The 16,017-nt window shown below is 71.7% G+C and carries 9 protein-coding genes and 2 pseudogenes; 6 read left to right on the top strand and 5 right to left on the bottom strand.

The window, feature by feature from the left end; all coding sequences use genetic code 11:
- Window positions 1-127 precede the first annotated feature (127 nt).
- The gene (locus ACWDSL_RS35630; RefSeq protein WP_450492087.1) at window positions 128-2,554 is read left to right on the top strand and encodes a lamin tail domain-containing protein; all 2,427 of its coding nucleotides are present in this window, start codon (window positions 128-130) and stop codon (window positions 2,552-2,554) included.
- A 67-nt stretch (window positions 2,555-2,621) separates the two neighbouring features.
- On the opposite strand, the gene ACWDSL_RS35635 is transcribed toward ACWDSL_RS35630, so the two are convergent.
- From ACWDSL_RS35635 to ACWDSL_RS35655, 5 genes and pseudogenes are all read right to left on the bottom strand, one after another.
- Complete coding sequence (locus ACWDSL_RS35635; RefSeq protein ID WP_450492096.1) at window positions 2,622-3,152, bottom strand: cellulose binding domain-containing protein; 531 nt, start codon at window positions 3,150-3,152, stop codon at window positions 2,622-2,624.
- A gap of 683 nt (window positions 3,153-3,835) precedes the next feature.
- Window positions 3,836-4,595 (bottom strand): annotated as a pseudogene (locus ACWDSL_RS35640) (cellulose binding domain-containing protein); the annotation flags it as partial.
- Between the two features lie 250 nt (window positions 4,596-4,845).
- Window positions 4,846-6,702, bottom strand: a complete 1,857-nt coding sequence (gene asnB, locus ACWDSL_RS35645) for an asparagine synthase (glutamine-hydrolyzing) (RefSeq protein ID WP_450492088.1) — start codon at window positions 6,700-6,702, stop codon at window positions 4,846-4,848.
- A 129-nt stretch (window positions 6,703-6,831) separates the two neighbouring features.
- A complete protein-coding gene (locus tag ACWDSL_RS35650) occupies window positions 6,832-7,233 on the bottom strand; it encodes a DnaJ family domain-containing protein (RefSeq protein WP_450492089.1) in 402 nt (133 codons plus the stop codon).
- Window positions 7,234-7,262: 29 nt separating this feature from the next.
- Complete coding sequence (locus ACWDSL_RS35655) at window positions 7,263-8,342, bottom strand: GlxA family transcriptional regulator (protein WP_450492090.1); 1,080 nt, start codon at window positions 8,340-8,342, stop codon at window positions 7,263-7,265.
- 72 nt (window positions 8,343-8,414) lie between these two features.
- Between ACWDSL_RS35655 and ACWDSL_RS35660 the strand changes: the two genes are divergently transcribed.
- The 5 genes and pseudogenes from ACWDSL_RS35660 to ACWDSL_RS35680 form a co-directional block, all read left to right on the top strand.
- Entirely contained in the window at window positions 8,415-9,887 is a 1,473-nt protein-coding gene (locus ACWDSL_RS35660) for an APC family permease (RefSeq protein WP_450492091.1), read from the top strand.
- Between the two features lie 121 nt (window positions 9,888-10,008).
- Window positions 10,009-14,691: a putative T7SS-secreted protein gene (locus ACWDSL_RS35665; RefSeq protein WP_450492092.1), complete on the top strand. Its 4,683-nt coding sequence runs from the start codon at window positions 10,009-10,011 to the stop codon at window positions 14,689-14,691.
- 29 nt (window positions 14,692-14,720) lie between these two features.
- A complete protein-coding gene (locus ACWDSL_RS35670; RefSeq protein ID WP_450492093.1) occupies window positions 14,721-15,323 on the top strand; it encodes an N-acetyltransferase family protein in 603 nt (200 codons plus the stop codon).
- Window positions 15,324-15,339: 16 nt separating this feature from the next.
- Entirely contained in the window at window positions 15,340-15,489 is a 150-nt protein-coding gene (locus tag ACWDSL_RS35675; protein WP_450492094.1) for a hypothetical protein, read from the top strand.
- A gap of 151 nt (window positions 15,490-15,640) precedes the next feature.
- A pseudogene (locus tag ACWDSL_RS35680) lies at window positions 15,641-16,017 on the top strand (DUF4232 domain-containing protein); the annotation flags it as partial.

Consider the following 16,017-nt stretch of genomic DNA (forward strand, 5'->3'; position numbering starts at 1 on the left):
GGTCCATATCTACGCGCGTATTTTTGGCCCGGATTCCAAGTCGTCGCATTTCCCGCGCATTTCCTCCGCTTCTTCCCCGGTTTTTCCCCGCGTCCCGCCATTCCCTCGTGCAAGAAAGAGCTTCATCGTGCCCGAACACATACCCGCGGCCCTGCGTGGCCGTGGTGTCAAGGCGGCCGTCCTCGTAGCGCTTCCCGTCGGTCTCGTCGGATCGCTCATCGCCCTCCCCCTCACCGCCCAGGCCGCGCCGTCCGCGGACGCCGTCATCTCCGAGGTCTACGGAGGCGGCGGCAATTCGGGCGCGTCCCTCACCCATGACTTCATCGAGCTGGGCAACTCCGGCACCGGGTCGTTCGACCTGAGCGGCTGGTCCGTCCAGTACCTGAGCGGTTCGCCCGGTTCCTCCACCAAGTGGCAGGTGACCCCGCTCACCGGCAACATCCCCGCGGGCGGCACCTACCTGGTCCAGGAGGCCAAGGGCTCCGGCGGCGACACCGCCCCGCCGGCCCCCGACGCCACCGGCACCATCGCCATGTCGGCGACCAGCGGCACCGTGGCGCTGGTCCACTCGACCACCGCGCTCACCTGCCTGACCGCCGAGGACTGCGCGGCGGACGGCGCCGTCAAGGACCTGGCCGGCTTCGGCACCGCCGTGGTCCGCGAATCCGCTCCCGCCACCGGTGCGGGCAACACCACCTCTGTCTCGCGCGACGCAGGGTTCCACGACACCGACAACAACGCGGCCGACTTCACCGGCTCCGCCCCGAGCCCCCGTAACACCACGGGCACCGGCGGCACCCCGACGCCCGAGCCCACCCCGGAGCCCACCGACACCAACCCCGGGCCGCTGCGCGTCCACGACATCCAGGGCACCACCCGGATCTCGCCGCAGAACGGCAAGACCGTCACCAATGTGCCCGGTGTGGTGACCGGCGTGCGCTCCACCGGCTCCAAGGGCTACTGGATCCAGGACCCCGAGGCCGACGGGGACGCGGCCACCAGCGAGGGCGTGTTCGTCTTCGCCGGCTCCGCCACCCCGCAGGTCAAGGTGGGCGACTCGGTGCTGGTCTCGGGCAAGGTGACCGAGTACTACCCCGGCGGCAAGAACAGCGGCACGCAGTCCGTCACCGAACTGACCGCACCCACGGCCGTGGTGCTCTCCTCCGGCAACAAGCTGCCGGACGCGGAGGTCATCGACCCGGCCACGCTGCCCGACGCCTACGCGCCGCAGGCTCAGGGAGGCAGCATCGAGTCCCTGGAGCTGAAGCCCGACGCCTACGCGCTGGACTGGCTGGAGGCGCACGAGGGCATGCGGGTGCGGATCGGCGACTCGCGCGTGGTGGGCGCCACCAACAGCTACGGCGAGACGTGGATCACCACCAAGCCGCAGCAGAACCCGACCCCGCGCGGCGGCACCGTCCTCACCGGCTACGACAACCCCAACTCCGGGCGCCTCCTGATCGCCTCGCTCACCGGCGACCAGCTCAAGGCCGATGTCGGCGACACCCTCACCGGCACCACCGAGGGCCCCGTGGACTACGCCAACTACGGCGGCTACAACATCCAAGCGACGGCCCTCGGGAAGGTCACCTCCGGCGGGCTCACCCCGGAGGTGGCGAAGAAGGGCAAGGCCAACGAGGTCTCCGTCGCCACGTACAACGTCGAGAACCTCGACCCGACGGACCCGCAGAGCAAGTTCGACCGGCTCGCCGAGGGCGTCGTCAAGAACCTGGCCACCCCGGACATCGTGAGCCTGGAGGAGATCCAGGACAACAACGGCGCCAAGGACGACGGCACGGTCGCGGCGGACAAGACCATCGCCCAGTTCATCGACGCCATCAAGGCGGCCGGCGGCCCCGCCTACGACTGGCGCTCCGTCGACCCGGTCAACGACGCGGACGGCGGCGAGCCCGGTGGCAACATCCGCAACGTCTTCCTCTTCAACCCGCAGCGTGTGAGCTTCGTGGACCGTCCGGGCGGCGACGCCACCACGGCCGTCGAGGCGGTCGGCGACGGCAGCAAGGGTGCCAGGCTGTCGGTCTCGCCGGGCCGGATCAACCCCACCTCCGACGCCTGGAAGAGCAGCCGTAAGCCGCTCGTCGGCGAGTTCACCTTCCGCGGCGAGAAGCTCTTCGTGGTCGGCAACCACTTCAACTCCAAGGGCGGGGACCAGCCGGTGCACGGCGCCTTCCAGCCCCCGACGCTCGGTTCCGAGACCCAGCGCACGGCCCAGACCAAGGAGGTCAACACCTTCGTCTCCGGCCTGCTCGCCAAGGACGCGAGGGCCCGGGTCGTGGTCCTCGGTGACATGAACGACTTCCAGTTCTCCAAGCCGCTGGCCACGCTGACCGAGGGCGGGGTCCTCACGGACCTGATCAACACCCTTCCGGCCGGCGAGCGGTACAGCTATGTGTACGACGGCAACGCGCAGACGCTGGACCACATCCTGGTCTCGCCCGCCATCAAGAAGCCCGAGTACGACGTCGTCCACATCAACGCCGAGTTCTCCGACCAGAGCAGCGACCACGACCCGCAGGTCGTCCGCTTCAAGTAGGCGACTTCAAGGAGAGCGACGTTTCGTGTGGCGTGCACACCGTGTGCACGCCACACATGCGTGGCGTCTACCGCGTGTCGCAGCGGCGCCCGTTGAGTGCGAGGTCGGTGGGCGCGGCGTTTCCGGCGTCCCAGGAGCCGAGGAAGCCCACCTCAAGGGCCTCCCCGCCGCGGGCGGTCTCGTTGTAGTCGGCCGGGGTGACGGTCACCTTTCGCCCGTGCTGGACGAATTCGCCGTTCCACATCTGGGTGATCTGCTGTCCGTTCTCGAACTCCCAGCTCAGCCGCCACTCATGGACCGTCTTACGAGGTGTGAGGGTGACTTTCGCCTGGAAGCCGTCGGGCCACTGGTTGTCCAGGCTGTAGCGGGCCGTGCAGGTGATTCCGGCGGGTTCGGCGTGCTTGGGGGGATCGTTCTTGGACGGCTTGTCCGGGGACGAGCCACCGCTCGGCGACGGCGTCTTGGCCGGGGACTTCGTCGTGCCTGGCTGGTGGCCGACGGCGCTCGTGTCGGACGCGGGTGGGATGGGCGACTGGGTGGTGGGGGCGCCCTTGGACGGGAGGGTGGGTCCGACCGTCGGAATGGTGTCCGGGCCCATGCCGCCGTCGGGCGGGAGCCCGTCGTCCCGGTTCCCGTCCGTGCTGGTGTAGGCGATGACGACGATCACGGAGACCGCGGCGGCTGCCGCCAGGATCCCCGCCGCCCTCGTCCTGCCGCCCTTCCGGGGCCTGCGCCGCCGGCCCCCGCCCCCGCCGCCGCCCCGCCTCCGGCTCGGCACGCCGCGCCCGCGGATCACCCCGGTCGCGGCCGTCGCGCCGACCGCGGCGGCGGCGCCGAAGGCGCCGGTCGTATAGGCCGCACCGGCGGTGTCGGCCGTGCTGGTGGTGGCGAACGGGTCGGTGGTGCCGGTCGTGCCGAAGGGGTCGAACGTCTCGAACCCGTCGACCGTGTGCGCCGTGTTCTGGGCACTGGCGACCGTGCCGACCGTGCCGAACGGGTCGAACGCGTCGAAGGTGTCGTCCACACGCGGCGCGTCGGCCCCATGAGCCCCATGAGCCCCATGAGCCGCATGGGCGTTACGGGCCTCATGGGCCGTACGAGCCGCCGAGGCCGCCCCCGCAGCCCCAGGGGCCCCCGCCGCAGCGCCCGTCCCGGCCGTCCCGGCCGCGCGCCCCGTACGGGACTTCCCGCGGCCGCCACGTATCCCCCTGACGCGGTCCCACAGCGGCGGCCCCACGCTGCGCGCGAGCGTCTGCAGCCGCTTGCCGCCGGTGTGCTCGGCCGCGACCCTGCGCCGCCGCTCCAGGTAGGGCAGCCCGCCCCAGCCGAGTACGCCCCCGGCCAGGGCGCCGGGCAGCCCGCTGCCGTGCAGATACAGGCAGGCGGCCGCCTCCTTGCAGTGCACACAGCGGGCGAGGTGCTGCCACAGGTCCTCGGGCGCGGCGGCGTCCGGTGAGCGGGTCGCGGCGTCCAGCAGTCCGGCGTAGCTGCGGCACTCCTCGTCGTTGAGCGTGTCGACGTGGTTGCGCTGGCACAGCTCGCGGTACCGGGCGCGGACCCGGGCGATCTCCTCGTCCGCGTAGGCGGAGTCCCAGCCCAGCCGACGGGCCACCGTGGTGAGGGACTGCGACTCGACTTCGACGGACCACAGCAGATCGGCGTCGACCTCCGGCAGATCGCATAAGCCGCGCAGCGCGAGCGGCTGTTCCCGCCGTGGGGTGGCGTAGCGTCTGGCCCGGTCGGAGGTCAGCCAGATGCGCAGGGCCGGGTCGAGCCGGACGCCGGCCTGCCGGACCTGCCAGTCGGCGGCCGTCTTCCGTACGGAGCTCAGGAGCAGTGGGAGCCAGGGCAGACGCGGCCCCCATGCCCGCGTCCGCGAGGTGCGGGTCTCCCGGATGCCGCGCCGGAACGCCTCGGTGGCCAGCCGCATTCCGTCCTGCGGGCTGGTGGTGCACAGGTTCGCGTAATCGAGTACCGCGTCCCAGTATTCGGAGAGCAGAGCAGTCTCGGATATGGCGTCAGGAGATGACTCGTGGGGCATGGAGGTGGTTTCCTCACTGACGAAACAAAAAGGCGCCCCCGCCGGGCAACACTCTTATCAGGCCGGGCAGAGGATGGCCAAGAGGTCAGTGTTTTTCTCGGAGTTGAGGGATGTTCCACTGTGGGGCCGCCCGAGCCTTTCACGGTTTCGACACAAGTGGCAAGACGCGAAACCCCCGGCCGGGCCGGGGGTTTCGCCGGGGTTTTGGTCTATACCTGACGCAACGTCAGGGCCAGTTGCGCACTGTAGGTCAGAGGGTCAGCTCGACCTCGTACTGGCACAGCCACGCATTCAGTCCGAGGACCATTTCGATCGGCTGCCGGGCGTCCTGGTTCGCCGCGTCCGCCGCGCGCCGGGCGGCGGCGGTATCGAGCAGCGGGCGGACCGGAGCGTCGTCGTCGGCCAGCAGCTCGCGCAGCTCGGCCCGGATGGCATCGGCGTACCGGGGATCCTGGGTGCTGGGGTACGGGCTCTTGACGCGCTGGGCGACGGAGTCGGGGAGGAGATCGCGGGTGGCGGCGCGCAGCAGGGACTTCTCGCGGCCGTCGAAGGTCTTCAGCGACCAGGGCGTGTTGAAGACGTACTCGACCAGCCGGTGGTCGCAGAAGGGCACCCGCACCTCCAGGCCCACCGCCATGCTGGCGCGGTCCTTGCGGTCCAGCAGGAACTGGACGAAGCGGGTCAGGTGCAGATAGCAGATCTCCCGCATCCGCCGCTCCGTCGCCGAGTCGCCCTCGCGGTACGGGACCTCGGACAGCGCCTCGCGGTAGCGGTCGGCCTGGTAGGCATCGAGGTCAACCTTGGCGAGCAGCTCCGGGTGCAGCAGCGCCTCCCGGCTGCCGGTACGGCTTCCGGTGAAGCCGAAGTCGCGGAACACCGCGAGCCAGGGGAAGGTGTCGGCGGCGACCGCCCGCGGATCGTGGAACCAGGAGTAGCCGCCGAAGACCTCGTCGGCCGACTCCCCGGACAGGGCCACCGTGGAGCGGTCGCGGATCGCCTTGAAGAGCAGATACAGCGAGGTGTCGCTCTCGCCGAGGCCGAACGGCAGATCGCGGGCGGTCAGTGTGGCGCGGCGGTGGGCGTGGTCCATCAGGGCGGCGGTGTCCAGGACGATGTCCTGGTGGTCGGCGCCCACATGCTCGGCGAGCGCGTGGGCGTACGGGCCGTCGGGGGTGGCGCGCAACGCGTCGGGCTTGAAGTTCTCGGTCTGGCCGACGAAGTCCACCGCGAACGAGCGCACCGGCCCTTGTTCGTTCTCCGCCAGCCCGCGGGCGGCCAGTGCGGTGATCGCGGAGGAGTCGAGCCCGCCGGACAGCAGGGTGCACAGGGGTACATCGGCGATCAGCTGGCGGGCCACGATGTCGTCCAGCAGCTCCCGCACCCGGCGGACGGTGGTGGCAGGGGCGTCGGTGTGGTCGCGGGCCTCCAGCCGCCAGTAGCGGTGTTCGGCCAGGCCCTGGCGGCGGACGCGTACGACATGGCCGGGGCGCACCTCGTACATCCCCCGGTAGACCGCATGGCCCGGGGTCTTGGTGAAGGCCAGCAGCTCGGCCAGGCCGTCGATGTCGACGGCGGGGCGTACGGCGGGGTGGGCGAGGATGGCCTTGGGCTCGGAGCCGAAGAGCACACCGTCGGGGGTGGGGTGGTAGTACAGCGGCTTGATGCCCATGCGGTCGCGGACCAGCAGGAGCTGCTGTTCGCGCGGGTCCCACAGGGCGAAGGCGTACATGCCGTTGAGGCGGTGGGTGAAGTCCTCGCCCCACTCGAGGTAGGCGTGCAGGGCCACCTCGGTGTCGCTGCTGGTACGGAAGGCATGGCCGCGGCCGATCAGCTCGGCGCGCAGCTCGCGGTAGTTGTAGATCTCGCCGCTGTAGGTGGTCACCAGCGCCGTGCGGCCGTCGCGCTCGACGGACATGGGCTGTTTGCCGCCCTCGATGTCGATCACGGCCAGCCGGCGGTGGCCGAGGGCGGCGTGGGTGTCCGTCCACAGGCCTGCCGCGTCGGGGCCGCGGCAGGCCATGGTCGCGGTCATGGCGGCCAGTGTGTCGCGCTCGCGCTCGGTGGTGAGGTCCTGGTCGTACGAGATCCACCCGGTGATGCCGCACATCGCGATGTCGCTCCCTCCGGTGGTTCGGTCGCCCCGGCGGCCACCGTACGCCGAAGTGATTGCATCGACCACCGGTAGCCTGAGGCAACGGAAACTTCCGGCCAGGGGAGAAGGCGGGGGCAGGTTGTCTCAGCCGGTCCGGCTCGCGCGCCACTCCCGTACGACCCCGTCCACATCGAACGGCACCAGATTCAGCGGCGGACCCTCGGGCGGCCGGCGCAGCGCCTCGCGGATCTTGTCGTTGATGTCCGCCAGGATCCGCCGCACCTCGGCCTCGGACCCGGCGGTGTGCGCCGCGGCCAGCGCGTCCTCGGCCTCCTTGCGCAGCACGAGCGCCGGCGGCAGGTAGGAGAGGCCCTCGCGCCGCATCTTGTCCTTGACCCACCACATCGCGTCGTACGGCCTGTCCAGGCCCTGCAGCGGCTTGCCCCGCCCGGGAAGATCGTCGAAGTCGCCCCGCGCCTCCGCCTCGCGGATCTGTCGGTCGGCCCACGTCTCGAAGCTGATGCCGGGCGGCTTGCGTTCGGTCACGGTGTGCTCCCTCGTCTAGGTGCCCGCGGTTACTCCCATGGTGCCGAACGTGGCGCTGAACGTGGTGCCGAACGTGGCGTGCCGGGCGGTATCGACCGGGACCGGAACACCTGGCGGTAGGTCTGCGGCGAGACGCTGGTCAGCCGCCGGAAGTGGTGGCGCAGATTGGGCGCGGTGCCGAAGCCGGTGCGGCGCGCCACGCTCTCCACCGGTTCGTCGGTGGTCTCCAGCAACTCCTGCGCCAGCCGCACCCGCTCCTGAAGGATCCACTGCAACGGCGTGGTCCCGAGGGCGTCGCGGAAGCGGCGCGCGAAGGTGCGCTCGCTCATATGGGCCACCGCGGCCAGCCCGGCCACCGTCAGTGGCTCGTGCAGCCGCTCCCGCGCCCACTGCAGCACCGGCGCAAGCCCCTCGCCCCCGCCCGCCCGCGGCCGGACCGGGAGCTTCGCGTACTGCGTCTGCCCGCCCTCCCGGTGCGGCGGTACGACCATCCGGCGGGCCACCTCGTTGGCCACCGCCGCGCCATGGTCCTGGCGCACCAGATGCAGACACAGATCGATCGCGGCCCCGGTGCCGGCCGAGGTGAGGATGGAGCCGTCCTCGACGTACAGGGCCGTGGGGTCGAGGTCGACCTCCGGGAAGCGGAAGGCGAAGTCCGCGGCGTTCATCCAGTGCGTGGTCGCCCGGCGGTCCGCCAGCAGCCCGGCGGCGGCCAGGACGTACGCGCCGCTGCAGATGGAGACGATCCGCCGGCCCAGCTCATGGGCCTTGCGCACCGCGGTGACCAGCGCGGGCGGCGGGGCCAGCTGGACGGCCCGGGGACAGGCGGCCACCACCACGGTGTCCGCCTCGACGAGGTCGTCGAGGCCGTACGGGGTGGGGATGCCCAGGCCGGCCGAGGTGCGCAGCGGACCGGGCTCGGCGGCGCACAGGCGCAACTCGTACCACGGGTCGACGATGTCCGAGCGGTCGATGCCGAAGACCTCGCAGGGGACGGCGAGCTCGAAGATGGGGGCGCCGTCGGCCACGGCGACGGCGACGATGTGGCGGGGCGTGTCGGCGGGACGGGGGCTGTCGGCGGGGTGGGGCGTATCGGCGGGACGGGGCATGGCGGGAATTTAGCGCACCATGGCATTTCCGCCGATGGTCGGCGGGTGGCCGCATCGGCGAGGCTGCCGGGCATGAGCGAACCGGGCATGAGCGAACCGCCACCAGCGTCACCAGCGTCACCACCGTCACCCCACCGCCCTGCGTCCGCCGGGCGGCTCACCGCGCTCCAGGGCACCGCGCTGTACGTAGGGGCGGTACTGGGCACGGGCGTCATCGCGCTGCCCGCGCTCGCGGCCGAGACCGCGGGCCCCGCCTCGCTGCTGGCCTGGCTGGCCCTGGTCGTGGTGTCCGCGCCGCTGGCCGCCACCTTCGCCGCGCTCGGCGCCCGCTACCCCGACGCCGGGGGCGTGTCCACGTACGCCCGGCTCGCCTTCGGCGAGCGGACCGCGGCGGTGGTCGGCTGGTGCTTCTACCTCGCGGTGCCCCCGGGCGCGTCCGCCGCCGCGCTGTTCGCCGGCTCGTACACCGAGGCCGCCGTGGGCGGCGGGACCGCGACCCGTACGGTCACCGCGGTGGCGCTGATGGCCATCGTCACGGCCGTCAACACCGCCGGGATGCGGGTGACCGGGCGGCTGCAACTCGCGCTCTCGGGGCTGCTGATCGCCCTGCTGCTCGGCGCCGTCGCGCTGTCCCTGCCGCAGGCGCGTACGGAACACCTCGAGCCGTTCGCCCCGCACGGCTGGGCCGCGATCGGCTCGGCGGCGGCGCTGCTGGTGTGGAGCTTCGCGGGCTGGGAGGCGATCACCCACCTGGCGGCGGAGTTCCGCGACCCGGCCCGGGACCTGCCTCGGGCCACCGCGGCCGCCGTCGTGATCGTCGGGGTGCTGTATCTGGCCGTGGCGTTCGCCGTCGTCGCGGTGCTCGGCACGGGTGCGGCCGACGCCGACGCCCCGCTGGGCGAGCTGATGGCCCGCGGCATGGGCGGCAACGCCCGGCTGCTCGCCGCCGCGGCCGCGCTCCTGCTGACCCTCGGCACCATGAACGCCTACTACGCCGGCGCGGCCAAACTCGGCGCGGCCCTCGGCCGGGACGGCGCGCTGCCGGAGTGGCTGGGACGTGGCGGCAGCGCGGGCGAGATCCCGCGCCGCAGCCTCGGGTTCGTCTCGTCGCTGGCCTTCCTCAGCCTGTTCGTGGTGACCGCCGCCCACACGGACGCCCGGCCCCTGGTACTGCTCACCACGGGCTCCTTCGTCACCGTGTACGCGATCGGCGTCGCCGCCGCGCTGCGCCTGCTGCCCCGGCGCGGGGCGATCCGCGCGGCGGCGCCGGCGGCGCTCGTCGCGGTCGCCGCGCTGCTGGTGATGTCGGGCCGGTATCTGCTGTGGCCGCTCGGCGTGGCCGGTGCGGCGCTGCTCTACCAGCGGCTGAGGGGGCGGAGGAAGACGGGGCGGGGCGAGGCCGGGCCGGTGAAGACCGGGCGGGGGAAGATCGGGCGGGGGCAGACCGGGCGGGGGCAGACCGGGCGGGGGAAGATCGGGCCGGTGAAGACCGGGCGCGTTCCAGAGGAGTCGGACACGCCCGTCGAAGTGGCGGAAACGGGCTGAACGCCCCCAGCCGTCGCCCCAGTCGTCGGCCCCCCGGTGCCCCGCGTTCCGGTTGGCGGGTACGGTGCCGATCAACGGCCGGAGGCAGGCCGCTGCGACTGTTGCACGGGGGTAACTGCGCGTGGGGCTCGGAGACTTCGTTCCGGATGGCGTCAAGGACTGGGTCGATGACCGGGTCGAGGACGTCGGTGAGGCCGTCGACGACGCGGGGGACTGGACGGGCGACCGGCTGGATGACGTCGGCTGGGAGAGCGGTGCGGACTGGGTCCGGGACAAGTCCGACTCGGCGGCGAACGCGCTGGGTGCGGATGTCGACGAGATGCAGCTGGGGGAGAGCGAGGACCCGAAGAAGCTGATCCACGGCAGTTCGTCGAAACTCCGCTCAACGGCCGGCCATCTCACGGACTTCAAGACCGCGTTCAACAATGTGGGCAAGGGGTTGCGGGGGCTCGGTTCGCGGTCGTTGAAGGGGAAGGCGGCGGATGCCTTCCGGGAGAGCGTGTCGGTCCAGCCGAAGAAGTGGTTCACGGCTGCGGATGCGTGTGAGAAGGCGTCGGCGGCGCTGGAGCGGTTCGCGGGGACGGTGGAGTGGGCGCAGGGTCAGGCTGAGGAGGCGATCCGGCGCTATAAGAAGGGCAGGAAGGCGTCGGAGGATGCGCGGTCGGCGCATAACGACGAGGTGAGCGCGTACAACAAGGCGGCGGACGCGTACAACGCGCTGCCCGCCGACAAGCGGGATCCGTCCTCGCTGCCGGACAAGCCGGGCACGTTCCATGATCCGGGGACGGCCGAGATGAAGGCCGCGCAGGAGTTGTTGGCGGAGGCGCGGCGGCAGCGGAACGAGGCGCATGGGGTGGCTAAGGCGGCGGTGGAGGGGGCGCGGGATGCCGCGCCGAAGAAGCCGTCGTATGCCCAGCAGGTGGGGGATGGGCTGACCGGGCTGAGCCTGGATACGGGCCATTTCCTGGGTGGTGTGGTGAAGGGGACGGCGGGGCTGCTGAACTTTGTGCGGCAGGTGAACCCGCTGGACCTGTACAACATCACCCATCCCGCCGAGTACGTCACCAATCTGAACAACACGGCCGCTGGTCTGGTGCGGATGGCCAATGACCCGGGCACGGCGCTCAAGGGCATGTGGGACGCGTTCCAGAAGGATCCCTCGGAGGGGCTGGGGCGGTTGGTGCCGGAGTTGATCGGGACCAAGGGTCTTGGCGGGGCGAAGGCGGCCGTCACCGCTGCTGAGCGGCTGCCGACCCTGGCCCGGGCCGAGGGTGCCGCTGCGCGGTCGCTGGCCAGGGACGGGGCTGCGCCGCATGCGACGCCGGATGGGGCGAAGACCGCGGGTCATACGGATCCGGTGGATCTGGCTTCGGGGCGGATGTATCTGCCGCAGCGGGATGTGGTGTTGCCGGGGGCGTTGCCGCTGGTGTTCGTGCGGCGGGCGGAGTCGGGGTACCGGGCGGGGCGGTGGTTCGGGCCCACCTGGTCGAGCACGGCCGATCAGCGGCTGGAGATCGGCGCGCCGGGTGTGGTGTTCGTCGCCGAGGACGGACTGCTGCTGTCGTATCCGCACCCGGCGCCCGGCGTGCCGACGCTGCCGGAGCTGGGCCCCAGGTGGCCCCTGGAACGCACCACGGCGGGCGACTACACGCTCAGCGATCCCGGCACCGGTCGCACCTGGCATTTCACCGGCCCGGAGGGCGGGGGCGACGGCGAGGCGTTGCTCGCGGAGGTCAGCGACCGCAACGGCCACCGCCTGACCTTCGAATACGACGAACACGGCGCCCCCACCGCCATCGTCCACAGCGGCGGCTACCACCTCAACATCACCACCGACCAGGGCCGTATCACCGCCCTCCACTTGGCCGGAGCCGACCAGGAGCTCATCCGCTACGCCTACACCGACGGCAACCTCACGGACGTCACCAACTCCTCCGGGCTGCCCCTGCGCTTCGAGTACGACACCGAGCGGCGCATCATCGCCTGGATCGACACCAACAACCGCCGCTACGACTACGTCTACGACAACCGCGACCGCTGCATCGCCCAGGGCGGCACCGAGGGCCATATCGCGCTGCGCATCGACTACGGCCCCACGGATGAACGGACCGGCCACCGGGTCACCACGGTCACCACGCCCGAGGGCCACGCCACCCGCTACCTGGTCAACGACCGCTGCCAGGTGGTCGCCGTGACCGACCCCCTCGGCCACACCACCCGCACCCGGCGGGACCGCCACGGCCGCATTCTGTCCCGGACCGACGCGCTGGGCCGGACGACCGGCTACGACTACGACGCGGCCGGCCGGCTGACCTCCGTGACCACCCCCGACGGTCGCCGGCGGACCGCCTCCTACAACGCCCTGGACATCCCGGTGGAGGTCACCCACGCGGACGGAGCCACCTGGGCTTACGCCTACGACGATCGGGGCAACCGCACCGCCGCCACCGACACCTGCGGCAACACCACTCGCTACGCCTACGACGGCCTGGGCCATCTGGCGTCGGTCACCAACGCGCTCGGCGACACCACCCACGTCCGCTGCGACCCGGCCGGGCTCCCCATCCGGATCACCGACCCCCTGGGCGCGGCCACCACCTACCACCGCGACGCCTTCGGCCGCCCCACGGCCGTCACCGACCCGCTCGGCGCCATCACCCGCATGGAATGGACCACCGAAGGCAAACTCGCCCGGCGCATCGCCCCGGACGGCTCCGAGCAGACCTGGACCTACGACGGCGAGGGCAACGTCACCGCTCAGGTGGACGCGGGCGGTCGAGTGACCACCTACGAATACACCCACTTCGACCTGCTGTCCGCCCGGACCGACCCGGACGGCGCCCGCTACGAGTTCGCCTACGACACGCGGCTGCGCCTCACCCAGGTCACCAACGCCCAGGGGCTGACCTGGACGTACGAGTACGATCCGACCGGCCGCACACTCAGCGAGACGGACTTCGACGGCCGCACCCTCACCTACGCATACGACGCGGCGGGCCAACTGGTCTCCCGCACTGATCCCTTGGGCCAGACCGTCTCCCTCGAACACGACGCCTGCGGCCGGACCGTGCGCAAGGACGCCGACGGCCAGGTCACCACCTTCGCCTACGACCCGGCCGGGCGGCTGACGGAGGCCGTCGGCCCGGAGGTGGCGCTGACGTACCGGCGGGACCGGATGGGCCGGGCCATAGCGGAAGTCGTCGGCGACCGCGTTCTCACCCGCGCCTACGACGCCCTCGGCCGCACCGTGCGCCGCACCACCCCCTCCGGCGCGAAGTCCACCTTCGCCTACGACGCGGCGGGCCACCGCACCACGCTCACCACCTGCGGTCACACCCTGGACTTCACGTATGACGCGGTAGGCCGGGAGACCGCCCGCCGCCTTGGGCATACCGCCTCCCTCGCGCAGATCTGGGACCCGGCCGGACGGCTGTCGGAGCAGACCCTCACCACCGGCCCGGAGGGCGGAACCCTTCAGCACCGCGCCTACACCTACCGCCCCGACGGCCACCTCACCGGCATCGACGACCAACTCCGCGGCCCCCACACCTACGACCTCGACGCCGCCGGCCGGGTCACGGCCGTCCGCGCCGAGGGCTGGACCGAGAGCTACGCCTACGACGAGGTGGGCAACCAGACCCACGCCACCTGGCCAGGCGAACACCCCTCCGCAGCCGACACCACCGGCCCCCGCACGTACACCGGCACCCGCATCACCCGCGCCGGACGCGTCCGCTACGAACACGACGCCGCCGGCCGCCTCACCCTCCGCCAGAAGACCCGCCCCTCCCGCAAGCCCGACACCTGGCGCTACACCTGGGACGCCGAGAACCACCTCACCACCGTCACCACCCCCGACGGCACCACCTGGCGCTACCTCTACGACCCCCTCGGCCGCCGCACCGCCAAACAACGCCTCGCCGACGACGGCGAAACGGTCGCCGAACAGGTCGACTTCACCTGGGACCACACCACCCTCACAGAACAGACCACCACCACCCCGGACCTCCCCGACCCGACCACCCTCACCTGGGAACACGACGGCTTCCGCCCCCTCACCCAGACCGAGCGCGTCACCGACGCCACCACCCAGCGTGAGATCGACCGCCGCTTCTTCGCCATCGTCACCGACCTGACCGGCACCCCCACCGAACTCGTCGACGAAACCGGCGATATCGCCTGGCGCCCCCGTACCACCCTCTGGGGCACGACGACCGAGGACCGCACCGACGCTCCCCACACCCCGCTGCGCTTCCCCGGCCAGTACGTCGACCCCGAGAGCGGCCTTCACTACAACCACCACCGCTACTACGACCCCACCACGGCCCGCTACCTCACCCCCGACCCCCTCGGCCTCGCCCCCGCGCCCAACCCGGTCGCCTACGTCCCCAACCCCCACCGCTGGGTCGACCCGCTAGGGCTCACGCCCTGCCACTTGCTGGACTACCTCCCCGAGGAGCGCCCGGACGGCGAGCTGGTGTTCGCCGGCCATGGCGGTCTCGAGCCCGACCTGCCGATGACCGAGGTGCCCCAGGGCACGAGTGTCGCCGTGTACTCCAAGGTCGGCCAGCCCCTGACGGTCTGGGACGCGAATCACATCATCGCCGGGCACCCGAGCGTGCCGGTGGTGCGCACGTACCAGCCGGGGGAGATGATGCCGGACTTCACCCTGGCTCCGAAGGATGATCTGGCCCTTCGCGGCAATTACATCGGTACGGAGAAGAACTGGGTCACTCTGTCGTTCATGCTCGATCCGAACATGGGCCGGGTGCACTGGGCCGCGTGCAGCACAATCATCGAATGACCGGTCGGACAGGGCAAGGAGCACACGACATGAGTGACCCGGTCGAGCTGGTGTGGCCGACCACCCTGGACGACGCGCTGCGCGCCAGGATCCACCGGATGATCCACGCCGTCACCGAGACCGGCGGGGCCATCGGCTACCTCACACCGCCCGGCCGGGCGGAGACCGACGCCTGGCTCGACGGGATCCTGGCCGACGTACGGGCCGGGGACGCGGCGCTGGCCCTGGCGACGGAGGAGGGCGGGGCAGGCGAGGTGCTGGGCAGCGCGCTGTGGCGGCGCCGCGCCACCGTGGCCAGCTACCGGCACAGCGCCGAGCTCCAGCAGGTCATGACGCACCCCGCGGCCCGGGGCCGGGGGATCGGCCGCCTCCTGGTGTCCGCGCTGATCGACGACGTGCGCGCGGCCGGTCTGGAGCTGCTGATCCTGGGTGTCCGCGGCAACAACCACGGCGCGATCGGCCTGTACGAGGACCTCGGCTTCAAGGAGTGGGGCCGGTTGCCGAGCGGGATAGCCGTCGGCGACGAGCGCTTCGACGACGTCAAGATGTACCTGGAGCTGGCTCGCCCGGACGGGGTCGCGGTGCACGGCTCGGCCGCGGTCGGCGCGGGGGCCTCGGCGCGCCGCGCGTGATCGAGGTCCCGGCGTGGTGGCTTCGGCTGCTCATGCGCGGGGCGGGCGGTTCGCGACAGCCGTTCCTGGTGAGCTGCGTCGCACCGGCTTCGCCCTGAGCGACCTGGTCAAGCTCTTCGCCCAGGACAGCGAGGGCGGCAAGGACGGCGACGGGGGCGGTGAATGAGCGACGAGAGGCCGCTGAAGGCGAGGCGTTAGTGGGACGTTAGCGGGTCGGCAGCCGGGCGGCAGCCGAACGACAGCGGGGGGCGAGAGGCTTGAGCCGTACCGAGAAAGACACACCGGAAACGGCCAAGTCCATCTGGGGGGAACCCACCATGTCGATCACCGCCTTCGCCACCCGCCGCGCCCGTACCATGCGCCTGGCCGCGGTCGGCCTGACCGCGGTCGCCGCGCTCACTCTCACCGCCTGCAACAGCGACGAGGGCAGCGGCACCAAGAACGAAGGCAAGGCGGACACCCCGAGCTCGGCCCCGGCCGACCAGACCTCGGGCTCCGGCGGGTCGGACGCCACGGGCGGCGCGAGCGACGGGAAGAAGGGCGGCGGCACCGAGCAGTCCGGGTCCTCCAAGGACGGCGCCAAGGGCTCCGGCGGCTCCGGTGGTTCCGACAACTCGGAGCAGGAGATCGGCCCGTGTGACATCAACAAGCTGACGGTCGGCGTCAAGAGCGTTCAGCGGCCGGTGAACTACAT

The organism is Streptomyces sp. NPDC000941 (assembly GCF_053599555.1).

Excerpts from the sequence above, each read along its gene's own strand:
- asnB (WP_450492088.1), bottom strand. The coding sequence starts at position 6,702 with ATGTGCGGCATCACCGGGTGGATCTCGTACGACCAGGACCTCACCACC.
- ACWDSL_RS35635 (WP_450492096.1), bottom strand. The coding sequence starts at position 3,152 with ATGGGCCCGGACACCATTCCGACGGTCGGACCCACCCTCCCGTCCAAG.
- ACWDSL_RS35670 (WP_450492093.1), top strand. The coding sequence starts at position 14,721 with ATGAGTGACCCGGTCGAGCTGGTGTGGCCGACCACCCTGGACGACGCG.
- ACWDSL_RS35655 (WP_450492090.1), bottom strand. The coding sequence starts at position 8,342 with ATGCCCCGTCCCGCCGATACGCCCCACCCCGCCGACAGCCCCCGTCCC.
- ACWDSL_RS35660 (WP_450492091.1), top strand. The coding sequence starts at position 8,415 with ATGAGCGAACCGGGCATGAGCGAACCGCCACCAGCGTCACCAGCGTCA.